This window comes from Paenibacillus sp. Y412MC10 (assembly GCF_000024685.1).
Classification (GTDB): Bacteria; Bacillota; Bacilli; order Paenibacillales; family Paenibacillaceae; genus Paenibacillus_AQ; species Paenibacillus_AQ lautus_A.
This window is the reverse complement of the sequence record NC_013406.1, coordinates 6,252,744-6,275,570: the sequence shown is the minus strand read 5'-3', so window position 1 is coordinate 6,275,570 and position 22,827 is coordinate 6,252,744. Positions and strand designations below refer to the sequence as shown.

Annotated in this window: 20 protein-coding genes; 16 read left to right on the top strand and 4 right to left on the bottom strand. The window is 53.6% G+C overall.

Translation table 11 applies throughout. The features are described 5' to 3' along the window. Positions 1-56: 56 nt before the first annotated feature. Positions 57-2,099, top strand: a complete 2,043-nt coding sequence (locus GYMC10_RS27740; RefSeq protein WP_015737522.1) for a beta-galactosidase — start codon at positions 57-59, stop codon at positions 2,097-2,099. Between the two features lie 48 nt (positions 2,100-2,147). Continuing rightward, complete coding sequence (locus GYMC10_RS27735; RefSeq protein ID WP_015737521.1) at positions 2,148-4,337, top strand: alpha-galactosidase; 2,190 nt, start codon at positions 2,148-2,150, stop codon at positions 4,335-4,337. 148 nt (positions 4,338-4,485) lie between these two features. On the opposite strand, the gene GYMC10_RS27730 is transcribed toward GYMC10_RS27735, so the two are convergent. Continuing rightward, positions 4,486-4,827, bottom strand: coding sequence for a hypothetical protein (locus GYMC10_RS27730; RefSeq protein WP_015737520.1), 342 nt, complete (start codon positions 4,825-4,827; stop codon positions 4,486-4,488). 193 nt (positions 4,828-5,020) lie between these two features. Here GYMC10_RS27730 and GYMC10_RS27725 point away from each other — a divergent pair, with 193 nt between their 5' ends. Together GYMC10_RS27725 and GYMC10_RS27720 are read left to right on the top strand one after the other, a co-directional pair. Then, the gene (locus GYMC10_RS27725; RefSeq protein ID WP_015737519.1) at positions 5,021-5,923 is read left to right on the top strand and encodes a hypothetical protein; all 903 of its coding nucleotides are present in this window, start codon (positions 5,021-5,023) and stop codon (positions 5,921-5,923) included. Continuing rightward, the gene (locus GYMC10_RS27720) at positions 5,920-6,474 is read left to right on the top strand and encodes a hypothetical protein (RefSeq protein ID WP_015737518.1); all 555 of its coding nucleotides are present in this window, start codon (positions 5,920-5,922) and stop codon (positions 6,472-6,474) included. The genes GYMC10_RS27725 and GYMC10_RS27720 overlap by 4 nt, the downstream gene beginning before the upstream one ends. Before the next feature lie 44 nt (positions 6,475-6,518). Here the strand turns inward: GYMC10_RS27720 and GYMC10_RS27715 are convergent, their stop codons facing one another. Next, on the bottom strand, positions 6,519-6,704 hold the full coding sequence (locus tag GYMC10_RS27715) for a hypothetical protein (RefSeq protein ID WP_015737517.1): 186 nt from the start codon (positions 6,702-6,704) through the stop codon (positions 6,519-6,521). Positions 6,705-6,826: 122 nt separating this feature from the next. Between GYMC10_RS27715 and GYMC10_RS27710 the strand changes: the two genes are divergently transcribed. The 7 genes from GYMC10_RS27710 to GYMC10_RS27680 all read left to right on the top strand — a co-directional run bounded on the left by GYMC10_RS27710 (position 6,827) and on the right by GYMC10_RS27680 (position 14,408). Next, on the top strand, positions 6,827-7,621 hold the full coding sequence (locus GYMC10_RS27710; RefSeq protein ID WP_015737516.1) for a sulfite exporter TauE/SafE family protein: 795 nt from the start codon (positions 6,827-6,829) through the stop codon (positions 7,619-7,621). A gap of 50 nt (positions 7,622-7,671) precedes the next feature. Continuing rightward, positions 7,672-8,577 carry an aldo/keto reductase gene (locus tag GYMC10_RS27705; RefSeq protein ID WP_015737515.1) on the top strand — a complete coding sequence of 302 codons (906 nt, stop codon included), beginning with the start codon at positions 7,672-7,674 and terminating at the stop codon, positions 8,575-8,577. 316 nt (positions 8,578-8,893) lie between these two features. Beyond that, a complete protein-coding gene (locus GYMC10_RS27700) occupies positions 8,894-9,763 on the top strand; it encodes an ABC transporter ATP-binding protein (RefSeq protein ID WP_015737514.1) in 870 nt (289 codons plus the stop codon). Beyond that, entirely contained in the window at positions 9,756-11,957 is a 2,202-nt protein-coding gene (locus tag GYMC10_RS27695) for an ABC transporter permease (protein WP_015737513.1), read from the top strand. The genes GYMC10_RS27700 and GYMC10_RS27695 overlap by 8 nt, the downstream gene beginning before the upstream one ends. A gap of 88 nt (positions 11,958-12,045) precedes the next feature. Further along, complete coding sequence (locus GYMC10_RS27690; protein ID WP_015737512.1) at positions 12,046-12,735, top strand: RNA polymerase sigma factor; 690 nt, start codon at positions 12,046-12,048, stop codon at positions 12,733-12,735. After that, positions 12,716-13,558, top strand: a complete 843-nt coding sequence (locus GYMC10_RS27685; protein ID WP_015737511.1) for a hypothetical protein — start codon at positions 12,716-12,718, stop codon at positions 13,556-13,558. Before GYMC10_RS27690 ends, GYMC10_RS27685 begins: the two co-directional genes overlap by 20 nt. Then, positions 13,551-14,408, top strand: coding sequence for an ATP-binding cassette domain-containing protein (locus tag GYMC10_RS27680; protein WP_015737510.1), 858 nt, complete (start codon positions 13,551-13,553; stop codon positions 14,406-14,408). The genes GYMC10_RS27685 and GYMC10_RS27680 overlap by 8 nt, the downstream gene beginning before the upstream one ends. Before the next feature lie 75 nt (positions 14,409-14,483). On the opposite strand, the gene GYMC10_RS27675 is transcribed toward GYMC10_RS27680, so the two are convergent. Further along, entirely contained in the window at positions 14,484-14,741 is a 258-nt protein-coding gene (locus tag GYMC10_RS27675; protein WP_015737509.1) for a DUF3949 domain-containing protein, read from the bottom strand. A gap of 240 nt (positions 14,742-14,981) precedes the next feature. Between GYMC10_RS27675 and GYMC10_RS27670 the strand changes: the two genes are divergently transcribed. Then, entirely contained in the window at positions 14,982-15,809 is an 828-nt protein-coding gene (locus GYMC10_RS27670) for an SDR family NAD(P)-dependent oxidoreductase (protein ID WP_015737508.1), read from the top strand. Between the two features lie 150 nt (positions 15,810-15,959). Next, positions 15,960-17,252: a homocysteine synthase gene (locus GYMC10_RS27665; RefSeq protein ID WP_009594125.1), complete on the top strand. Its 1,293-nt coding sequence runs from the start codon at positions 15,960-15,962 to the stop codon at positions 17,250-17,252. A gap of 87 nt (positions 17,253-17,339) precedes the next feature. Here GYMC10_RS27665 and GYMC10_RS27660 read toward each other — a convergent pair whose 3' ends face one another. After that, positions 17,340-17,954 (bottom strand): nucleotidyltransferase domain-containing protein, encoded by a 615-nt coding sequence (locus GYMC10_RS27660; protein WP_015737507.1) that lies wholly within the window; start codon positions 17,952-17,954, stop codon positions 17,340-17,342. A gap of 317 nt (positions 17,955-18,271) precedes the next feature. Here GYMC10_RS27660 and GYMC10_RS27655 point away from each other — a divergent pair, with 317 nt between their 5' ends. The 3 genes from GYMC10_RS27655 to GYMC10_RS27645 all read left to right on the top strand — a co-directional run bounded on the left by GYMC10_RS27655 (position 18,272) and on the right by GYMC10_RS27645 (position 22,809). Further along, the gene (locus tag GYMC10_RS27655; RefSeq protein WP_261979448.1) at positions 18,272-19,249 is read left to right on the top strand and encodes a PEP-utilizing enzyme, TIM barrel domain protein; all 978 of its coding nucleotides are present in this window, start codon (positions 18,272-18,274) and stop codon (positions 19,247-19,249) included. Between the two features lie 340 nt (positions 19,250-19,589). After that, positions 19,590-21,614: a heavy metal translocating P-type ATPase gene (locus GYMC10_RS27650; protein WP_015737506.1), complete on the top strand. Its 2,025-nt coding sequence runs from the start codon at positions 19,590-19,592 to the stop codon at positions 21,612-21,614. 130 nt (positions 21,615-21,744) lie between these two features. Then, positions 21,745-22,809: a leucine-rich repeat domain-containing protein gene (locus GYMC10_RS27645; protein WP_015737505.1), complete on the top strand. Its 1,065-nt coding sequence runs from the start codon at positions 21,745-21,747 to the stop codon at positions 22,807-22,809. The last annotated feature ends 18 nt before the right edge of the window (positions 22,810-22,827 follow it).

The window sequence follows — 22,827 nt, the reverse complement described above, 5'->3', positions numbered from 1 at the left end:
CAAGATAGGGGGTGGTACCTCTTTTCTATAGCAGAGTCTACGAAGGAGGCAATTCTATGATTAATCAACGTTTTCCTAAGATATGGTATGGCGGGGATTACAACCCCGAGCAATGGGACAAGGCAACGATGGAAGAGGACCTGCGGATGTTCGAGCTGGCGGGCGTCGACGTGGCGACCCTCAATGTATTCTCCTGGGCCAAAACGCAGCGCGATGAGGAAAGCTATGATTTCGCGTGGCTTGATGAAATTATGGACCGCCTGGCGGAGGAGCAGGTTCACGTCTGTTTGGCAACCAGCACGGGGGCGCACCCTGCTTGGATGGCCAAGAAATACCCGGACATCCTGCGCGTCGATTACGATGGACGCAAACGCAAATTCGGCGGCCGCCATAATTCATGTCCGAACAGCCCGACCTATCGCAAATACTCCGTGCTGATGGCGCGCAAGCTGGCTGAACGGTACAAGGATCACCCGGCGCTGGTCATCTGGCACGTCTCCAATGAGTATGGCGGGTATTGTTATTGCGACAACTGCGAGCGTCAGTTCCGCGTCTGGCTGAAAGAGCGTTACGGGTCGCTAGATAAGCTGAACGCCGCATGGAATACCGGGTTTTGGGGCCATACCTTCTACGAGTGGGACGAGATCGTGGTACCGAATGCGCTCAGCGAGGAATTCGGCGGAAACCGGTCGTTCTTCCAGGGAATATCGCTGGATTACCGCCGTTTCCAGTCCGACAGCCTGCTGCAATGTTACCGGCTGGAAAGAGATGAGCTGAAGAAGGTCACGCCGGATATTCCGGTCACCACCAATCTGATGGGCTTTTATCCGGAGCTTGATTACTTCGAGTGGGCGAAGCATATGGATGTGGTGTCCTGGGACAACTATCCCGCGATCGATACGCCGGTGAGCTTTACGGCGATGTCGCATAACCTGATGCGCGGGCTGAGAAGCGGACAGCCGTTCATGCTGATGGAGCAGACCCCGAGCGTTCAGAACTGGTCGCCCTATAACTCCGCGAAGCGTCCCGGCGTCATGCGGCTGTGGAGTTATCAGGCCGTAGCGCACGGCGCGGATACGGTCATGTTCTTCCAGCTCCGCCGCTCCGTGGGGGCGTGCGAGAAATTCCACGGCGCATTGATCGAGCATGTCGGACATGAGCATACCCGGGTCTTCCGGGAGTGCGCGGAGCTGGGGCAAGAGCTGCAGCAGCTCGGAGACAAGCTGCTCGACTCTCGTTCGGACGCCAAGGTGGCGATCATGTACGACTGGGAGAACCGCTGGGCGCTGGAGCTGTCCAGCGGGCCTTCCAAAGCCCTGAACTACGTGGATGAGGTTCATAAATATTATGACGCGCTGTATCAGCAGAATATCCAGACCGATATCATCAGCGTCGAAGAGGATCTAAGCAAGTATGATATCGTGATTGCCCCCGTGATGTACATGGTGAAGCCGGGCGTTGCCCAGCGCGTGGAGCAGTTCGTATCGCAGGGCGGTACCTTTGTGACCACCTTCTTCAGCGGCATCGTCAATGAGAACGATCTGGTGACGCTCGGAGGTCATCCGGGCGAGCTGCGCAACGTGACCGGCATATGGGCTGAGGAAATCGATGCCCTGCTGCCCGGAATGCAAAATCAGATCGACATGAAGCAGGATTGGGGATCGCTGCGTGGAAGTTATCCATGTGGAATTTTGTGCGATGTCATCCATGCGGAGACGGCGGAGGTTCTGGCTGAGTACGGATCCGACTTCTACAAAGGCACGCCTGTTTTAACGAAGAATGCGTTTGGCGAAGGGCAGGCCTATTATGTGGCCAGCAGTCCGGATGCGCAGTTCCTGCAAGGGTTTCTTGCCAATCTGTGCGAAGAACAAGGCGTGAAGCCGCTGCTGGATACGCCACAAGGGGTAGAGGTGGTGGAACGGGTGAAGGACGGAAACTCCTATCTGTTCATATTGAACCACAATGCCGAAGAGATGACGTTTGATGCAGGTTCTGCCAATTCATTCGATCTCCTGGGCAGCCGGCAGGTTACGGGCCATGTCACGATTCCGGGAAGGGACGTCATGATTCTGGAACGGGCTGCCGCCGCCCGGTCTTAAAGAGAGCAAGGAGATCTTACTCGGACCTTGGTTAGGGGGCAATAAACAGTGAGTATACATTTTCATGAGGATCTGGGGATATTCCATCTCCAGAGCGATCAGTCAAGTTATGTGATTGAGCTGGTGCGCGGCGTATATCCGGCGCATGCCTATTGGGGACGCCGGATTCGCGATAACCGCGTCCTAGGATTGCTGGAACGGAGGGGAAGAGCATCCTTTTCGCCGACGCCGTTTCGCGAGGATGCTTCCTTCTCCCTGGACAGTTTGCCTCAGGAATACCCGGGCTATGGCAGCGGCGATTTTCGGCAGCCTGCATATCAGGTGCAGCTGGCTAACGGGACCACGGTCACCGAGGCGGAATATGTCCGTCACCGGATCTACAGCGGCAAGCCGAAGCTTGAGGGCTTGCCTGCCGTATACACGGAACAGGATGACGAGGCGGATACGCTGGAGCTGGAACTGTTTGATCGGATAAGCGGTTTGACGATTTATTTGTCTTATACAGTCATGAAGACGTTTGATGCTATTTCCCGCTCCGTATCCTTCCGCAACGACAGCAAGGAGAACATGACGCTGCTGCGTGCCATGAGCGCTAGCGTGGATATGGATCACAGCCGTTATGACCTGCTGCATCTCCATGGGGCATGGGCGAGAGAGCGCCATGTGCAGCGCAGAAGACTATCCCCGGGCATGCAGGGCATCGAGAGCCGCAGGGGGTCAAGCAGCCATAACCACAATCCGTTCCTAGCGCTGCTGTCCGAGGGGGCAGGCGAAGAGTTCGGCGAGGTGTACGGCTTCAGTCTGGTATACAGCGGCAGCTTCTCCGCACAGGTCGAGGTGGACCAATACGATACGGCCCGGGTCACGATGGGATTGAATCCGTTCGATTTCACGTGGCTGCTGGAGCCGGGACAGTCGTTCCAGACGCCGGAAGCGGTGATGGTCTTCTCGGCGGAGGGCCTGGGCGGCATGTCCAGACGCTATCATAAAATGTACCGCACAAGGCTGTGCCGGGGGCAATTCCGGGATGCCACGCGCCCGGTGCTGGTGAACAATTGGGAAGCAACCTACTTCAATTTCAATGCCGATAAAATCGAGCAGATTGCAAGCGCGGGACGGGATCTCGGCATCGAGCTGTTCGTGCTGGACGACGGATGGTTCGGCAAGCGCAACGACGATACGACTTCCCTCGGGGATTGGGTCGTTGACAAGAACAAGCTGCCCGACGGCCTCGAGGATCTCGTGAAGAGGGTCCGCGGTCTGGATATGCAGTTCGGCTTGTGGTTTGAGCCTGAAATGATATCGCCGGACAGCGATCTGTACCGTCAGCATCCCGACTGGTGCCTGCACGTCGAAGGGCGCCGGCGGACGGAAGGGAGACAGCAGCTGATCCTGGATTTCTCCCGCCAGGAAGTAGGCGACGCGGTGGCCGATATGGTTCGCGGCATCCTGAGAAGCGCCCCGATCACCTACGTGAAATGGGACATGAACCGGAACATGACGGAGATCGGCTCGGCTGCGCTGCCGCCTGAGCGCCAGCGGGAAACGGCCCATCGCTATATGCTGGGTCTGTACAGGGTGATGGAACAGCTGACGACGGAGTTCCCGCATATTTTGTTCGAGAGCTGCTCCGGGGGCGGCGGACGCTATGATCCGGGAATGCTGTATTACATGCCGCAGACGTGGACAAGCGATAACTCCGATGCCGTCAGCCGATTGAAGATCCAATACGGAACGAGCCTGGTTTATCCGCTTAGCTCCATGGGAGCGCATGTGTCCGCCGTTCCGAATCATCAGGTGCACCGGAATACTTCGCTGCGGACGAGAGGACACGCGGCAATGTCGGGCAATTTCGGTTATGAGCTGGATCTGACGGCCTTCAGCGAACAGGAGAAGGAGGAGGTCCGCGAGCAGGTAATGCTATACAAAGAGATTCGGCATCTTGTGCAGTTCGGGGATTTCTACCGTCTTCGGAACCCGTTCGAAGGGAATGAAGCGGCCTGGACGATCGTCTCCGAGGATCGCTCGGAAGCGGTGCTGTATTATTTCCGCATCTTAAGCGAGGCGAATGAGCCGATTCGGTGGCTGCGTACGATGGGGCTGGATCCGGAAGGGGATTACAACTGCCTGGAGGACGGGAACATCTACGGCGGAGACCGGCTGATGAACGCCGGCTTGGCCGTTCCGCCGATGCACGGCGATTTCCAAAGCTTTATCTGGAGATTCGAACGGGTATAAGTTGTTTACTAAAAGCCTGCGGAAGCTATCTGTGTCCATAGCGCAACGTTATATCAAGGTTGATCCAGCATCAAGCTGTATAGAAGCCAAAAGAACCGCCAGAGAAGCACTCTCTGGCGGTTCTTGCTGTTTCTATAACCGGCTGCTTTCAGGTCGCCGTGATGGAATAAATGCCGCGTTCCGTTGTGAGCACCACTTGACGGTCTTGAATCTCCGCGGCCGTTAACCCGTCCAGCCCGATGACGAAGGCATTGCTTGGCAGCGGGGCTTCGTGGCCTGCCGTAATGACCACGCCGGGGCCGTGCAGCAGAAGAGCGTGGCGATCTCCATACCCGTCGATGGACTGCGCTTGCTGCTGCTGATGTTCAAATCGTTCCAGCCGTAATTCAACCTGGTCTTGATCCTTCTCTTCTTGCTTGGATATGTGCAGCGTGCGGTTGCTATTGGATTGAAGCCAGTTCGTAACCTCTTCGATCGATGGATTCATCATGGACACCTTCCTTGATTTTAGGGTGGCTTCAACTAGTCTGTCCACGAATAGGGTTCGTTATTTCAATTCGGACCGGGTTTCTCCCGCAGGAAGTCGACGGAAAAATTAACGCAGTTCAAACCCTCTTCTTCGATATTACGTGTTAAGATAGTTAAAGAATATGGAACAAACGCATGCTACATATGGAGGGGCTATGAGCAAGAAATGGTATTACGTGCTCGCCATCCTGCTCGCAGCCTGCAGCTGGATCGGGAATGTCTGGTATTACGAAGCCAACCAACTGGGAAGAACCGTATTCCTCGAGCATCATGTGGAGACAAGGGAAGGGGGAGGCCGCGTATTCGACTTGTATTATGTGGAGGACAAACAAGCAGATAAGAGGCTGAGCTCCATCCGGATCGAAGGTTACCCTGGACAGATCGTCACGCCCTATCCCCAATATGCGGAGTATCAGAGGCAGTATTTAGGAAAAATGATGGTGAACTTAAATGCCCCTGAGAAAAAAGGGACGGGAGAGAAGCTGGAGGAGCCGGTTCTCATTCGGGAAGCTACCGCGCTTTATTCCGACGGAAGCTCGGAGCAAGTGAATGTCGGGGAAATATACGTTTGGCCCGGCGTATATCGTCAGGAAGAGCAAGATCCGATATCGTGGACATCCGGCGGATCTTCCTCCGATCATTCGGGATACGACTCCGCTGTTTTGAAGCGTCCGGTACAGTTAACGGCGTTCTCCTCGAAACTGCTGGATATCGCTCTAGAGGGGCATCTCCGAATCTATGCCGACATTTCAAGTCAAATACCAGGTACCAGCTACCGGTCGCAGCCTTCGGAAGCGCACATCGAGTTAAGAGGCGAGCCCATCGATGAGATTCAGCTTCCACTTAACATTCATAAAGGGGATTCCATTAGAATCAGCCACCAATTTGATATGCCGTCGCTTGAGAAGAGTTTGCAGGTTTACCAGCTCCTATTGAAAACAACCTTTATGGAGGAAAGCGGTCGCCAGTGGCATGGAGAAACGGTAATTCCCTATCACCCGAGACCGACAGATCAAGAATTGTCGGAATTTGTCCGGGATAGCAGGAGGACACCATGACTAGGGCTTACGGGCGTATGGGCTGGGGCCTGTTGTTTGTAATTGTCGACTTTAAGCTGGACTCGGTGGATATGTTGCCCGATATGCTCGGGTACCTGCTGATCGCTTCGGGACTATGGCGGCTCCAGAAGTTGAACGGATATTTTAAGGCAGGGCATCTGTCGGCTTGGCTGCTGATGGCCTGGTCGGTGTTACAATTGTTTTGGTTTACCGAAGCGGGGATAGACGGCTTACCCGTGCAATCCGCGAAGGATGTATGGATCCAGCTGCCTGCCCTCTGCTTGCATACCGTATTGATTTACGGAATTTGCAGAGGCATCCAGGCGCATTTCGCGGGTAACGCGTCCGGACTGGATCATAAGGCAAGCTTCCGGCTGCACTTATTTATGGCGGGACAGCTCCTGTGGCTGATCGTGTACCCATTCTTTTTAAATCTGGATTCGGGCGATATGTTCCTTGTGTTCTTTCTGTGCTCGCTTATCGTAATGGCGGCCGAGATCGCGGTTCTGCTCCTGGTCAGGCTTGCCGTACGGGAATCGACCGAGATTTAGGAATAAAGCGCTATACCCAGGTTTGTTAACGATTATGAAATCAATCATGTTGAACCATTGTCTTTGCTGGGATGATACACGATCGTAACGCCCAGCTGGTTATATATTTCTTCGGTGTAGTGGTGATCCGGGCAGTGCTTGATCGTTGCCATGTCTTCTTGCCTGGAGATCAGCTTCTGCTCGCAGTCGGGACAGCGGTCCTGGAAAAGAAATTTCAGCTTATTCAACATGATCACCACACACCTCCTTAATTTCCGATACAAATACTTGGGTTTATTATAAATCAAGAGCGAGGCACATTCAATAGCAATGTGCCCCGGCAACGATATCAAATGAACGGAGATCGATCACCTTGATAGTGCAACTTGTAGTCATGGTCTTTATAGGTATCATCGGTTCTTTTTTCTCAGGGCTGCTGGGAATAGGCGGGGCGATCATTAATTTCCCCCTGCTTCTATATGTACCGTCCTGGTTTGGACTGGAGGCCTTCACCTCCAAGGAGGTCGCGTCCATCAGTATGCTGCAGGTATTTTTTGCTTCCTTGTCAGGCATGCTAACCAATCGGATGAGTTCGCGCGGCGGTGAGTCGTACGTTCACAAGCGATTGGTTATCCAGATGGGGGCCAGTACCCTGATTGGCAGTCTGATCGGGAGCCTGTCCTCGATGCTTATGACGAGCGGAACGATTAACGTGATTTATGGATTTCTGGCGGTAATCGCGGTGTTATTGATGATTGTGCCGACCCGGGCATCCATGGAGAACAGATCGGTGAGCGAGGTGACTTACCATGCATGGATTGCAATGGGAGCTGCCTTTATTGTCGGCGGCATTGCCGGAATCGTCGGGGCCGGGGGCGCCTTTATCCTGATCCCCATTATGCTGACGGTTCTTAAGATCCCGACGCGAATCACCATCGCATCCTCGCTCGCGATTGTCTTTCTGTCCGCGGTCGGGGGCGTTATCGGCAAAATCGCCTCGGGCGACATTCCGATTTGGCCGTCCCTGTTTGCCGTTGTCGGAAGCTTGATGGGTGCCCCCATCGGCGCGATTATCAGCCGCAAGATGAACGTCCGCCTGCTGAGGTACGCCTTGGCTCTTCTCATTGCGGTGACGGCGGTCAAGATCTGGATCGATATTTTAGGGTAAGTAAAGAGGTAGAACCTTATTCATCATGATGGAAGAGGAGGAGATGAACGATGAAAACCAATCGGCTGGGCTCTTCGGAATTGTATGTAAGCGAAATCGGGCTGGGCTGCATGTCGCTGGGTACGGACGAAGGACAAGCGGTGAAGCTTATTCATGAAGCGTTGGATCAGGGCGTGAATTTTCTGGATACGGCGGACTTATATGATGCAGGCCGCAACGAGGAACTGGTAGGCAAAGCGATTCAGGGTCGGCGCGAGGACGTCATCATCGCCACCAAAGTGGGCAACCGCCGCGTGCCGGGACAGGAGGGCTGGGTATGGGATCCTTCGAAGGACTACATCAAATCAGCCGTTAAGGACAGTCTGCGCAGGCTGGGTACGGATTATATCGATCTGTACCAGCTTCACGGGGGGACGCTGGATGATCCGATCGAAGAGACGATTGAAGCTTTTGAAGAATTGAAGCGGGAAGGGTGGATTCGATATTACGGCATATCGTCCATCCGGCCGAACGTCATCCGCGAGTATGTCGCGAAATCCCATATCGTCAGCGTCATGAGCCAGTACAGCATCCTGGACCGGAGACCGGAGGAAACGGTCCTTGATCTGCTTGAGGAGAACGGAATATCCGCGATTGCCCGGGGTCCCGTTGCCCGCGGCATCTTGTCGGACCGAGGACAAGCCAAAGCCGAGAAGGGATACCTGGATTACAGCAAACAAGAGCTGCTCGACGTGCTCAAGAGGCTCGAAGCGTTCGGAAGAGGCCGGGATTTGTCCCAGCTGGCGATTCGTTATGCTTTGGCCCATGCCGCTGTTGCCTGCACCATTCCCGGAGCAAGCTCGCTTGAACAGCTGCTGCATAACCTGGCTGCGGGGGATATGGAAGCTTTATCTCCTCAGGACATCCAATCGATCCAGGCGATCAGCCGCGCCAACCAATATGAGGCACATCGGTAACTCCGGGAGCGATAAGCGTGTGAATGGTCTATCCCGTTAATCTTTTGGGGCATGAAATATTTATGGCCTGAAGATTTACGGATGAACCGCATTCCCGCATGTTATAATAACTGGATAAGAGCCTGACGTCAGGCGAAATAGTTCATGCCCGCAATCCGCTTTAGGATCACGGGCTTTTTTGTACCTTATTTGTACTTTATCAATAAATTGGCGTCAAACCTTGGGGAATGTCAAACTTTTTGAAGCGATGGTTCGTTCCAAGGAACGTAAACCGCGCGGCTTATGCCATAATCGTACATGGTGAAAGGATTCTAGAATGATTACCATTGAGCATCTATCAAAAACCTATCGCAAGGGCGCTTGGGCGCTCTTGGATGTTTCATTACAATTGGATAAAGGCATGACGGGTCTGCTAGGACCCAATGGCGCCGGCAAAACAACCTTAATGCGCATCCTGGCAACCTTATTGACGCCGACCTCCGGGCAGGTGAGGGTGAACGGAATATCCCTTGGACGGCCGGAGGAGATTCGGCAGATGATCGGTTATTTGCCGCAGCATTTTCACATTTACCCACAGCTGACCGGCAGAGATTATCTGGATTATGTGGCGGCCATGAAGGGGATCACGGACCGGAACGCCAGGCTGAAGGAGATCTCCAGGCTGCTTGAGATGGTCAACCTTCAGGAGAAGGCGGACAAAAAAGTGCGCACGTACTCGGGGGGCATGAAGCAAAGATTGGGCATAGCCCAAGCGCTGCTCGGTTCCCCGGATATTTTGATCGTAGACGAGCCGACGTCGGGGCTGGATCCCCAGGAGCGTGTCCGGTTCCGGAATGTGTTAACCCGTTTCAGCATCGACCGGACGGTCCTGTTGTCCACTCATATCGTAGCGGATATCGAGAGCAACTGCCGTCGCATCGCCGTAATGAACAAGGGGAGATTGGCCATGAACGGCAGCCTGCCCGAACTGCAGGCCTGCGGGAAGGGACAAGTGTGGGAAGCGGTGATGGGTCATGAAGAATTTGCCTTGATGGATCCCATGTCCGTCGTGTCCACTCGAACGGTACCGGAAGGCGTGCTTTGCCGGTTTATCAGTGCAGCGGCCCCCGTGACCGGCGCGTTTCCGGCGGATCCGACCCTGGAGGACGGCTATCTGGCTCTGCTGCGGAGGGATCGCCATGCATAAGTGGTGGAGGCATAGTCTGCTGGAGCTGCGGCTTTTGTTCGGCAATCCCTTGTTTGCCTCGCTTCCGGTCCTCTACGCGATCCTGTTCATCGTCATCATGCTGCAGGCGGCAAGCGGAAACGGACCGAATCATAACCTGTATTCGGCTGCGTATTCCTTTCATATGCTGGGTCATACGATGACGCTGGGTCCGGCGATGTTAATCGGCATCTTGTCCATCCGGCGGGATGTCCGCCGTCGGTCGTTTGAATGGAACCACAGCCTGCCTGTGTCCTTCTTCACCCTGCTGTCGTCGAAATATGCGGTCAGCTTGCTGTACTTTTCCCTGTTTACCCTCTCGACGTCGGTTATATTCTATATCCTGTCGATCAGCCAGGGGATAGCCGGTGATATCGCGATGGTGCATACGATGCAATTCGCGGTGCAGTATGAGGTTTCCTATATGGTGACGCTCGCGCTAGCGATGCTCCTCGGGGCAAGCATACCGAACCGGATCGTGTATTTGATCGGTTTCTGTGCATGGATGTTTGGAACGTTTTTCATGGAAATTTATTTCATCAGCGAATTAAGATGGATGCCGGCCCAAGTGTTTCACCTTAACCAATTCTTCCTTCAATCCAATCGGTTTGAATATGAGAATTGGGGGTACGGCCTACTATCCAAGGATATTCAACTGTCCCGTTGGTTCGTGCTGGCCTTCACCTTCCTGCTGCTGACGGTGTGTTTGTTCTTGTTAAACTCGAAGCGCCCTACGATGCTGAAAAAGGCAGGGTGGCTGGGCGTGCTGGGGGCTGTCGTGTTGACGGCAGCCGCCGCCGTGCCCTATGGCACGCTTTGGGCGGAACGATATGCCCAAATTGATGCGAAGCTGGAGGACCCGACGATTTCTTATGTCGATGATCCTGAAAATATAGCCTTCTATCATGTGTCTTCCTATGACATCAAGCTGAAACGGCTGCCAAACGACGAGCTACGCGTGACGGCGAAGCTAACGATACCAGCCTCCGAAATATCGGGCATGAGGCAGCTGCCGTTAACCTTGAACCGGATGTTCAAGCTTGAACGTGTCCAACTCCAGGGCATCGATGCTCCTTATCGCAGACAGGGAGAGCGGATATCGATCAGGATGGTTGGCGATGCCAAGGGAGGGAACCTTCAAGCCGAGCTGGAATATAGGGGCAAGGTGATGGATTTTATGTCCGGGTACTCCAATGAAGAATTTGCGGCCTATAGCGTGGGGCCTGAAGTTAAGCTGGAGGGGCATATGGCCTGGTATCCGCTTCCCGGTCATCAGGAGGTATATTTAAAGAGTGATAATGGAGACCTTTCGTCGAAATACGTTTATCTGGGCTGGCAATACGGCAAGCTGCGCTACTCTGACGGAGAGATGAAGCTGGTTGTGGAGGGGTATCCGCAACCCTTGTATACGGGAATGAAAGAGCTGGAGCGGAAGCCGGGCTACCAGCGGTTTGAGGACAGGGAGATCGAGCAGAATATCTCTCTGTACGGGGGACAATTCTGGAAGGAAATCCACCGGAATGATCTCCCGATTACCATCGTGACAACGCCTTATCTGGAGAAGGCATCCGTAACGCTGCTGAGGGATATGAAAAAGAAATATGACTATTTTTCCGAGTGGATACCCGAGTTCAACAGCAGCGTCGAGAAGATCTTGTATTTGGGCCAAGGTTTTGATTACCCTCAGGTGAATCATCGCCTGATTCTGTCCTCGAACCACTACACCTATAACTTCGCGAATTTGCCCGGCGAATGGATGAACTCGATTCTGTTCGGCAACCAGGGTGCGTTCCATTATAATTTTGAGCATCCGGAACAAGACGTGCGCGGAAAGATCAGCAGTCTTTTCTGGTATGTATATTACGTGGAGGAGAAAGGGCTTAGCGATAAACAATTAAGATCGGCCTACGGAAATCTCCGGTCGGTACAGCAGCTGTTGTTCAAAAACGGAAGCGGGGAGGATCCCCAGAACCAAATAGGCATAAGTATGGCCAGACAGGTTAGAAAGGCGCTGGAGGAAGGCAGAGGGAATCAGGTCAAAGAGCTGCTGGTGCAGTTTTATGGGCAGGGACTGATGCTTCCCGACACCGAACGCAACCCGTCCTTACGACCGGAGAAGCCGATCACGTACAAAGAGTGGCAGCAGAAGTGGGATGCCATGATGAATGTCAAATAATGACGACTATGCACCTGCACGCGGTCGGTTATAATTGAGAAATAGTTATAACGGAAGATGAGAATGCATGTAGAAAGGGGGGGAAGGCATGATTTCCGATCAGCAGCTGTCCGAACGCATGGCTGCCGGCGACCAGGAAGCGTTTGAAATGCTGGTGACGAGGTACCATGGTCCGCTGCTCAGTTATACGACCCAGAGGCTGGCCGACAGGCAAAAGGCCCAGGATATCGTTCAGGAAACCTTTATCCGGCTCATCCGGCATCTGAAGCAGCACGGGACGCTCGAGCATGTTCGCTCCTGGTTGTACCGCGTCGCTCTGAATATGTGCAAGGATTATTGGAAAAGCGCATCCTACAGGTCCGAAGGTCTTGCGGGTGAGGAAATGCCGGATGCATACGACCCTGAACCGGGCGCGGAGGAGCTTGTGGAAAGACAGGAAACTTCCCTCGAAATTGCGGCGTCGCTCGAGACCTTGCCCGATATACAACAGGAAGTCATATCGCTTCGGTTCTTTCATGACCTGAAGCTGCAGGAAATCGCCGACCTGGTCGACCTCCCCTTGAGTACGGTCAAAACGCATTTATATAACGGCTTGAGAAAGCTAAAGAAAACATTGTCCACGGAGCATTCCGATTTGGTTCCCGTCCATTCGTCCCGAAGGACGCGGGAGAAGAATCCTCAGGAACAGGTACGGAACCGCTCCAAGTCGGAAGAGTCTGATTCGCAGAGCAAAGTAAAAGAAAGTGAGGTGTATCTCCATGGATCATCCATTCGATAATGAATTGAGAAGACTTGAAGACGAGCTTCGCGGCCCGCTCAGACGCGCGGCTCTTCCGTCGCCGACGCCGGATGAGACGGCCCAGCTCATCGCGTCCCTTCAGGGGGAGTTCAATCAGCTCCGGATTGAGCCCGAGTCTCCCAAGCTGGATTTTAATCCGCAGGTCGACCCGCCCTCATTGAAACAGATCCTTCGGAGCCAGATTCGATTGAATCAAAGATCCATTCTGCTCACGGCAGGCGCGGTATTCTGCATGCTGGTCATGCTGATCGATCCGGAATATCCGCTTGATCAATTTGCCGGATTGCCCGGCGGCATTTTTCCATTGATTACCCCTCTGCTGCTGATCGTATCGATGCTGTTCAGCAGCCGAACCTGGGATAAAGGGATGCGGGCCGTGGAGACGCTGACCCCTTACCCGCCGGCACTGGTCTTGTATACCCGCCTGCTTCTCGTGACAGGCATCGTCGTCGGAATGGCCTTGCTCAGTACCCTTGCGCTCGGGCTTCGATCCATCCAAGCAGAATCCTCCCGCTTTTTATTCGGACCGTTTATTCTGGAGTGGATGGGCATTCTGCTGGTGACGGGAGGGGCCGCGATGTATATGCTGTTTCGCAAAGGCATGGTCTATTCGCTGATCTCGGCGGTGTTGGTGTACGGCATGTGGATCGTGATACAGGGCCAGATCGTGGACCACGGCGTTTCCATGAGCGGCAAGATGCTGACAGACATGTCCCTGCTTGTGATCGGCTTGATTCTGCTGATTTCTTCCTACGGACGCAGCTTGAAGCTGAACGGAGCCTGGAGATTGGCGAATGATTAGGCTGGAAGGACTGGAACGGCAGGCAGGTACGTACCGGCTTGAAATCGAGAAAGCGGAGATTCAATCCGGCCTGAACCTCATCGTGGGGGCGAACGGCGCCGGAAAAACAACCCTGATCGAGCTGCTGACCACGCTGCAGGCACCCGATGCAGGCGAGATCCTGTACAGCGGGCGCAGGGCAGGGGATCATTTGCCGCTGATCCGCAGTCAAATCGGGTATGTTCCGGCGGATATCGAGCTGTATGGAGATATGAAGGTCGGCAAGCTGCTGACCTATATGGCCGAATTGAAGGGCGTGTTTAACCCGGAGGCTATTGACAGGCTGATGGCGGACTTTCGGCTGGAGCCTTTCCGCAAGAGCAAGCTCAAGAATTTGTCGCAAGGGGTGCAGCGGCGCATTGCCGTCGTACAAGCGCTGTTGGCCTCGCCGTCTTTTCTGTTCTTGGATGAGCCTTTGAACGGCATGGACGCGGAGGAGCGCAAATTTCTCATCACGTATCTGACCAAATACGCCCGGGGCCGTATGGTGATCGTTGCGGCCCACGAGCTGAACGAATGGGAAGAGGCGGCGGATACCGTGATCTGGATACACCGCGGCCGCCTCCGGTTTATCGGTTCGCCGACCCAATGGAAGCTGAATGTGGCCTCCAGCGTCTGGGAAGGCGAGATCGATTTGGAAGACTTTGAGCGGATACCGCAGGAGCTGCTGATTCATTTTCAAATGACGGAGCATCGGATGAGAGTCAGGCTGATGGGGAAAAAGCAGCCGGGTCCCGAGTTCATGGAGAAGGCGCCTACACTGGAGGACACCTTTTTCCTGCATATGAACGCCTTAGCCAGACGCGGCTGAGTATAGCTTGGATCATGAAAAATCATCGCCTTCATTCGGGCGATGATTTTTGCGTTTTCATTCGTTTAAATTCGCCTACTTGGTCGTTTTTCCGCTCTTATGCCTCCAATTATAAATCCACGAAGCAACCATGGTGGAAGGCAAAAACAAGACTTGCGTATTGTAGTGGAGCTGTTCTTCTTGAAACGACATGTTGTTGTAATACGTTTCCTGATCGACCCCCTGCTTTCGGGGATCTTCCTTTAACGCTGCAATATACCGGTACTGTACGGGAATCATGATCAGGAATGCGGCGACCAAAACGCCCGCAATAATCCACATCTCAGAACTCATACGTACACGCTCCTTTGGTTTATCGTATATGGAAAGCCATATTAATATACACTACGTATAAATCTCGGAATGGATTCAAATATTTACCATATGAACGCCCGTCATGCCGATTTTATCTATCGAAAGCCAATCATCCGTTTCAGAACAGGGTAAGGAAGGGTAGGCACGGTGCGCGTCATCGTTGAACGGCGGCAAGCGACTGTGGCATGAAAGGATGAATTCGGAAGGGAGCGAGAAATCATGGGAACCGTAAGTAAACAGGGAACGGAGAAGGTGGCGCTGGTAACGGGCGCTGGCGCGGGAATCGGACGAGGCATTGCCAAGGTGCTGGCTGAAAAAGGCTACCGGCTGGCGATGACCTACAATTCGAGCAAAGAAGGAATCGTGGATGTAGCGGAGGACATCGGCCATACCTATGGCAAGGAGCCGCTTATTATTCAGAGCGATTTAACCGTTCGCAGCGAAGCGGAGAATACGATACGAAAGACGCTGGAGGAATTCGGCCGGATCGATTTGCTGGTGAACAATGCCGGTATCGGTCTATACGACGAGCTGACAGAGCTTGAAGAGGATGCGCTGGACATGACGATTCATCTTGATTTCCGGGCGCCGATGCTGCTCAGCAAATATGCGGTTCGGGAGATGATCGCCCAAGGAATTCCGGGAAATGTCATTTTCATTACGTCCTCCCGGGGAGAGAGAGCCTATCCGAAGGACAGCATCTACGGCGGCATGAAGGCGGCACTGATCCGCGCGGCGCAATCGCTGGCGCTGGAATGGGCGCCGCATGGCATCCGCGTAAACTGCGTGGCACCGGGGGCAACCGTTCACAAGCCGGACCAATCAGCAGAGGACGAGCCGCTGGGAAGAAAAATTCCGCTAGGAAGGCTCGGCACGCCGTCGGACATCGGGGAAGCCATCGCTTGGCTGTGCTCGGATGCGGCTTCCTACATTACCGGCATTAACCTTCGTATTGACGGCGGCCTGATCTTGCCGGGCATGCCGGAGGATACGTCCCCGGAAGCCGGATATGGATGGGGTAAAGTTTATCAAGAGGAGAAGGAATGAAGGGGTTTTCAAACCTCATGCAAAATAAAATATTATATTCCGATGTAATTAGTTGGGTATAGCTCTTTTCAAACGAAGGAAAGTATGAGAGAATGGGAGCAATTATGAAATGATCATACTTTCCATATGAAGAAAAGGGAGGAAATACCCATGTCAGAAGAACGCCAATTTTCCATTGAAACGCTAGCGGTTCACGCCGGTCAGGAGCTTGACCCGACCACATTATCCCGCGCGGTCCCTCTTTACCAGACCACTTCCTACGGGTTTAAAGACAGCGAGCACGCAGCTAATCTGTTTGCGCTTAAAGAATTCGGCAACATCTATACGCGTATCATGAACCCGACCACGGATGTATTCGAGAAACGGATTGCAGCGCTTGAAGGCGGGGCCGGAGCACTGGCGACATCTTCCGGGCAGGCAGCTATCACCTTCTCCATTCTGAACATCGCGGGTGCAGGTGATGAAATCGTTTCCTCCTCGAGTTTGTATGGCGGTACTTATAATTTATTTTCCAATACGCTGGCGAAGCTGGGCATCAAGGTCCACTTCGTGGATTCCACGGATCCGGAGAATTTCCGCCAAGCGATCAACGGCAAGACGAAGGCGCTGTTCGCCGAAACGATCGGCAACCCGCAGGGGAATGTGCTGGACGTGGAAGCCGTTGCGGCCATCGCGCATGAGAACGGCATTCCGCTGATCGTCGACAATACGTTCCCTAGCCCGTATCTGCTGCGTCCGATTGAATATGGAGCGGATATCGTCGTTCATTCCGCGACCAAATTCATCGGCGGCCACGGCACTTCCATCGGCGGGGTCATTGTCGATAGCGGTAAATTCGATTGGACGGCTAATGACAAGTTCCCGGGATTGACGCAGCCGGATCCAAGCTATCATGGCGTCGTGTATACAGAAGCCGTAGGCCCGATCGCTTACATTATCAAAGCGCGTGTGCAGCTGCTGCGGGATATCGGCGCGTCGCTGTCCCCGTTCAATTCCTGGCTGCTGCTGCAAGGACTGGAAACGCTGCATCTCCGGGTGGAGCGACATAGCGAGAATGCGCTGAAGGTTGCCAAGTATCTGGAGAATCACGAAGCCGTGGAATGGGTCAGCTATGCAGGGCTGCCGAGCCACCCTTCGTATGAGCTGGCGCAAAAGTACCTGCCGAAGGGCCAAGGCGCCATTCTGACCTTTGGCATTAAAGGCGGGGCAGCAGCAGGGCAGAAGGTGATCGAGAACGTGAAGCTGTTCTCACACCTTGCCAATGTTGGCGATTCCAAGTCGCTTATCATTCATCCGGCCAGCACGACGCATCAGCAGCTGTCCGAAGACGAGCAGCTTACGGCAGGCGTCAATCCGGAACTGCTGCGTCTGTCGATCGGGACCGAGTCCATCGACGATATTTTGTACGATCTGGAACAAGCGATTGCGGCCAGCCAGAAGTAAGACAATCCTGCTATATCGATAGGTAAGACAAAGGGCGCTTTCCCTCTTGGGGGGAAGGCGCCCTATTTTTGTGATGCCACACGGCAGTTACCCCGTTGATTCGATGTAGTCGATCCAGGGATGACCTTCCGGAAATTGCGTGCGGAGCGATTGGGCCAGCCACTCTATAGCCTCATGGTCCAGGGTGGGTAGGACCGTCCTGAAATCCCGCTCGTCTTTATCGCGGATGTTCCTGCTGCCTCCTTTACACAGGAGTTGTATTTCCGGCTTCAGGTAGGGGATTCCTTGGTCTGTCTTCAACAAGATATCGCGAAGCGGTCTTCGGATCGACGGTTGCCGGTGATAGACCCAGCAATCCTGTTCGGTTTCCGTCAACATGAGCTGGAATGCAAATGGAGTTTTGTCATTCCTGCTGACCCATACGTCCCCGACGGAATGCAGATACTCGCCTTCTTCCCATAACGACAAGTTTCCTTGATCGGCTTTGTACAGCGTCCAAGCTTTGGTTAAGGCGGCGTAAACATCGGCCTGCTCTTCGCGATGGATCAGGATATCGGTATCGCTGTGTTCTCTGGTCTGCTCTCCCAAATGCAAATCTAACGCCCATCCTCCTGCGATATACCAGTGAACAGGAATTTCCGCAAAAATCCCGGCAGCCTCCGATACGCTGACGGGTTCCCAATGGTCATAATCGGTTCGCATGTCCATGCCTCCTCTTTGTTCTCTCGCTTCGGCCCGTTCCTCCATTATATATGGTCGGGAAATGGTCGGGAGTGGATATTTTTTCGATCGGCGTTTATCCCGTGCGCTGTATATTTCCAATTGTTTCATAATAACCTGTAAAGAAGCGTTTATCCAATTCAAGGTGAAAGGGAGTAGAAGGATAACCATGACGGAAAGGCATTGGGGAGCAGGCAGTGAATTGGGAGAGCGTTTATGGGAAGATAAGAAGTTTATAAGCAGAGGACATCACGGCAAACGATTTTTCTCCCGAGACGGATCTGCTGAAGCATTTTGCTATGGCAGGAGGAGTCACCCATGAGGAGGTATTGCTGTTACTGGCATCGCCTGACGACATTGAAGAAGCCCTCAGGGTTTCGGGGATTCGTCATAACGGCACGGACAGACCTTCCTTGACCCGACTGCTGGGGTGGAGTGACAGGAACCGAAGACTGAAAGTCATGAGCCGATCCGCGGATCCTGAATCCATCACACGTGATCTCGAGCAGGGTGCTCAGGGAATCGGACTGATACGCGGTGAGGATGCTTTGCAGCATGGCCTGCTGCAGGAGGTATATTCGGCATGGCTGAATTCACGGAGCGCGGAGAAGAGCGCTTTGTTAAGACGGAGACTCATTATGTTATGGGTGACGTATTGGGTGTTGGTGTTTCAAGCGGCAGCCGGAGCCCGATGCGCGATCAGTTTGCTGCAAGATGCCCGGCTTTCCAATACGATGGATTTACGCGAGGCGCAGGATGCTCAGCTCGAGTCCTTGTTCCGGGCGATGGAGCAGTGCGGGGCGGAAGGCATAGACTGCCATTTAGAGCTTTTGGCTGTGCGTCCGGCACATGCGGATGAGTTTATATCGATCCATAATTTTATCGAAGAAGTGGCGGAGCAGACCTTGATGGATCAGAAGCGTTTTGTCCGAATCCGTTACGGGGCGCTGCTTGGCGAAGGAATGAGTCCGTCGGTTGCGGCGGAGATTGCCCGTTTGGCCGATGTGTTGGTATTCGATTGCGAAGGCATAGGGAATTACGAATCGTCGGATGAAGCAGGTCAGAAGGTCTCGGCGTTCTCGGATATGATCAGTCGAATCAGACGAACGAAGCCGCAGTTGACGCTCCGGATCAATGGCGTGGGCACTGCGGATTTGCGGATGGTGTACCGGCAGGGCATACACGAGGTATGCTGTCATCCTTCGGAACTTGCGGCCATACGGATAACCGGCGCGAGATTGGAAATGCGGCGCAGATGTTCCACGATCGTCGATTGAGGGAATGAGAGCGCTTTATACGGCGTGGTTCATAAGAGAGGTCCTTGCGAAGAAATCGCTAGGACCTTTTTTACGTTTGGAAGCTCATCTGCCTCATATGTGTGGACAACAACTCCGATATTGCTCTTCAGAAATTAAGATGACGTGAAAAATATGGTTTACAAATGAAAGCAAAGTGAGTATGATACATATAAAGTTGTACGAAGGAAAATAAATTGTATAAGTTCAAAAATGATTCTCATTCTCATTTAGCATGCTGCTCCGGCCTAGCCGGGGCAGCATGTGTCATTTTAAGGGTAGTAATAATGGATTTCATTCTCAACTAGGAAGGTGATTGGTTATGCAATGGATACAAAATCAAACGACAACTGGACGCATATCGACGATAGAAAATGGAGCTGATCCGCGTGAGCCGAGGCAGCCGGGGAAATGGGATATCCGCAGCCTCCTGAGCAATGCGGAGGTAGTGGCTGCGCTTGGCAGCGGTCTGCTGATGCTGGTGGCCTGGCTGACCAGCCAATGGTCTGAGCCGCTCTCGGTTGTGTTATACGTGATATCCTACGCCGTAGGCGGATGGGTGAAAGCCAAAGAAGGCGTCGAGACCCTTCTCAAGGAACGCGATCTGGATGTGAACCTGCTGATGATCGCTGCCGCTATGGGGGCTGCGGCGATCGGATATTGGAACGAAGGCGCGATGCTGATCTTTATCTTTGCCCTCAGCGGAGCGCTTGAGAGTTATACGATGGAGAGAAGCCGCAAGGACATCTCGTCCTTGATGGAGCTGCAGCCGGAGACGGCCCTTCGCATCGAGAAGGGGGAAATGGTGTCGGTATCCATCAACAAGCTGGAGATCGGCGATCTCATCCTGGTGAAGCCGGGCGAGCTGATTCCGGCAGACGGCAAAATCTATCGCGGCAGTTCCTCCGTTAACCAGGCCTCCATTACCGGCGAATCCGTGCCGGTCGATAAGTCCGTAGGCGATGAAGTGTTCACAGGCACCTTAAACGGGGAAGGGGTCCTGTACATTGAGGTTACCCAATCGGCGGAATCTACTTTGTTCGCCAAGATCGTCCGGCTGGTGGAAGAAGCGGAGAACGAGGTGCCGGAATCGCAGCGGTTCATCAAGCGGTTCGAATCGATTTATGCCCGCGTCGTAGTCATTGCGACCGTGGCGCTGATCGTTCTGGCCACTCCCGTTCTGGGATGGGATTGGGATACTACCTTTTATAAAGCGATGGTGTTTCTCGTAGTGGCATCCCCTTGCGCGCTGGTGTCTTCCATTATGCCAGCGATGCTGTCGGCGATTTCCAATCGCGCCCGAAAGGGTGTCTTGTTCAAGGGCGGCGCCCACATCGAGAATATGGCGCGCACGGCCGTTGTCGCATTTGATAAGACCGGTACCTTGACGCTCGGCTCACCCGTGGTTACGGATTTTATTGCAGGTGAGGGATGGGATCGGCACGAACTGCTTGGCATCAGCGCTTCCATCGAACGGATGTCGAAGCACCCGCTGGCTTTAGCGATTGTCCAATCAGCCGAGAAAGAGGGAGCACCGCTGCAGCAGGTAGAGAACGGTCAGTCCATCACTGGCTGGGGCATGCAGGCGGAAGTTGCAGGAGTCACCTGGAAAATAGGCAAAAGCGATATTCTGGATGAAGGGACCGGAGATCCGCGTTCGGGTGCGATTTCCGATCAAGATGAAAGGTTGGGCGCGGTTCAAGAGAGTCGCCAGCACTGGCTGTCCATTCGGAACACGCTGGAATCCGAAGGCAAAACGGTATCCGTTATCCTGAAAGGGGACAGCATCGTGGGCATGATCGCGCTGCAGGACGCGGTCCGTCCTCAGGCAGCCATGGCTGTGAAGCGGCTCCAGCAGCTGGGCATCAAGGTAGCGATGCTGACGGGGGACCGTAAGGCGACGGCAGAAGTCATCGCCAAGCAAAGCGGCGTCGACATGGTGTTCTCCGACCTGCTGCCGGAAGATAAGGTTACCCATATTAAGGACCTGCGTGCCCGTTACGGCCATGTGGTCATGGTAGGGGATGGCGTGAACGATGCGCCGGCGCTGGCCACGGCAACCGTCGGCATCGGCATGGGCGTTTCGGGAAGCGGAACCGCGCTGGAGGTAGCGGATGCGGTGCTGATGAACGACAACATCGATGAAATCGCCGGTACCGTCAAAGTGGCACGCAAGGTTCAACGCATCGTGAAGCAAAACATGATCTTTGCCATTATCGTCATCTTGACACTGATTGCAGCCAATTTCATCGAAGGCGTAGCGCTGCCGCTCGGGGTCATCGGCCACGAAGGAAGCACGATTCTGGTCATCCTGAACGGGCTGCGCCTCCTGCGCAGCAGCCGTTAATGGACTGAGCATCGTCTGCAATGACAAAGCGTCCCCTTCTTTTCCTTGCTGGAGAAGAAGGGGATTTTACTGTGGGCAGCGAAATAAACAGGCTGCTTGAAATCGTGGAAGATGAGAGGTGATCAGCAATATGGCATTCTTTTACGACTCTCCAAGGGGAGCTGCTTATTCCTGGCTGATTGATTATGCGATGGAGCGGTCGGCGGTATTCGTGTTAGCAAGGCGTGGAGAGTTCCGGCTCATGGAGGAAGCCGAGCGTGTGTTTTCGCTGCTTGAGCCTTATCTGATCGAAGAACGCAAGATTAGCGAGCACGATATCATGAAGCGATTGGATGAGGAGACCGTGCGTGGCAACGGGATTGAATACGGAGCGGGCACTTACTATATTTATAAATGCTGCGAGGAAGCCGCTGTTGTGTTGAAGCAGGCGGCGGATGATCTGTTTGCATGGCAGCATCCCCATCTGCCGGAGGATTTAAACTTTTGGGATCATGATGGACAGGACCTCTTACATCATGTAGCTCATGAACGAATGGGCGGGCTTCAGATCGGCCAAGAAGAAGCCGAGAACATATCGGCCATGGTTCCAGGCCTGTTTCTAAGCCGTCCGGAACATAAGAAGTTTGAATTATTCTGGCAGGATGTATTGTTTCACAAACCGCGCAAGCTTGAAATTTTCGGTTTTGGCATCCAGGAGATTCCTGAAAGCATCGGAGAGCTGAAGGAGCTGAAGGAACTTATGATCCATGAAAGTTACGTCACCAGACTGCCTGCGGCCCTGTTTGGTCTTACGGAATTAGAGGATTTGACGGTATATACGGAGGATCTGGTGGAGATTCCGGCGGAGATCGGTGATTTGACCAAGTTAAAACGCTTGAATATCGCGTGCGGGAGTTATCATGGACCTACAGATCATGTGATCCGGAGAGAGGAAGTATCGCTCACGCGGCTCCCTCCCGAGATCGGACGATTGAGGTTGCTGGAGCTGCTTAGTATTAATTACACGGGGATTATGGAACTTCCCATGGAGATGGGGCAGCTGCAGAATCTGAGTTTCCTTGACCTAAGCAGAAACCAACTCCAGAGCGAGCCGGAATTCATAGAGAAACTGACGGGACTTTCGTATGTTAATCTGTCGGATAACCGGTATAACCCAAGTCCTCAAAATCAGCATTGGGGTGATTACACTGAATAATCGGAGCATCTGGAAAAT

Coding starts and splice junctions, on each gene's coding strand:
- GYMC10_RS27680 (WP_015737510.1), top strand. CDS start 13,551: ATGATTAGGCTGGAAGGACTGGAACGGCAGGCAGGTACGTACCGGCTT.
- GYMC10_RS27675 (WP_015737509.1), bottom strand. CDS start 14,741: ATGAGTTCTGAGATGTGGATTATTGCGGGCGTTTTGGTCGCCGCATTC.
- GYMC10_RS27665 (WP_009594125.1), top strand. CDS start 15,960: ATGTCAGAAGAACGCCAATTTTCCATTGAAACGCTAGCGGTTCACGCC.
- GYMC10_RS27740 (WP_015737522.1), top strand. CDS start 57: ATGATTAATCAACGTTTTCCTAAGATATGGTATGGCGGGGATTACAAC.
- GYMC10_RS27685 (WP_015737511.1), top strand. CDS start 12,716: ATGGATCATCCATTCGATAATGAATTGAGAAGACTTGAAGACGAGCTT.
- GYMC10_RS27660 (WP_015737507.1), bottom strand. CDS start 17,954: ATGCGAACCGATTATGACCATTGGGAACCCGTCAGCGTATCGGAGGCT.
- GYMC10_RS27715 (WP_015737517.1), bottom strand. CDS start 6,704: ATGTTGAATAAGCTGAAATTTCTTTTCCAGGACCGCTGTCCCGACTGC.
- GYMC10_RS27730 (WP_015737520.1), bottom strand. CDS start 4,827: ATGATGAATCCATCGATCGAAGAGGTTACGAACTGGCTTCAATCCAAT.
- GYMC10_RS27700 (WP_015737514.1), top strand. CDS start 8,894: ATGATTACCATTGAGCATCTATCAAAAACCTATCGCAAGGGCGCTTGG.
- GYMC10_RS27650 (WP_015737506.1), top strand. CDS start 19,590: ATGCAATGGATACAAAATCAAACGACAACTGGACGCATATCGACGATA.
- GYMC10_RS27705 (WP_015737515.1), top strand. CDS start 7,672: ATGAAAACCAATCGGCTGGGCTCTTCGGAATTGTATGTAAGCGAAATC.
- GYMC10_RS27690 (WP_015737512.1), top strand. CDS start 12,046: ATGATTTCCGATCAGCAGCTGTCCGAACGCATGGCTGCCGGCGACCAG.
- GYMC10_RS27655 (WP_261979448.1), top strand. CDS start 18,272: ATGGCAGGAGGAGTCACCCATGAGGAGGTATTGCTGTTACTGGCATCG.
- GYMC10_RS27695 (WP_015737513.1), top strand. CDS start 9,756: ATGCATAAGTGGTGGAGGCATAGTCTGCTGGAGCTGCGGCTTTTGTTC.
- GYMC10_RS27720 (WP_015737518.1), top strand. CDS start 5,920: ATGACTAGGGCTTACGGGCGTATGGGCTGGGGCCTGTTGTTTGTAATT.
- GYMC10_RS27645 (WP_015737505.1), top strand. CDS start 21,745: ATGGCATTCTTTTACGACTCTCCAAGGGGAGCTGCTTATTCCTGGCTG.
- GYMC10_RS27670 (WP_015737508.1), top strand. CDS start 14,982: ATGGGAACCGTAAGTAAACAGGGAACGGAGAAGGTGGCGCTGGTAACG.
- GYMC10_RS27725 (WP_015737519.1), top strand. CDS start 5,021: ATGAGCAAGAAATGGTATTACGTGCTCGCCATCCTGCTCGCAGCCTGC.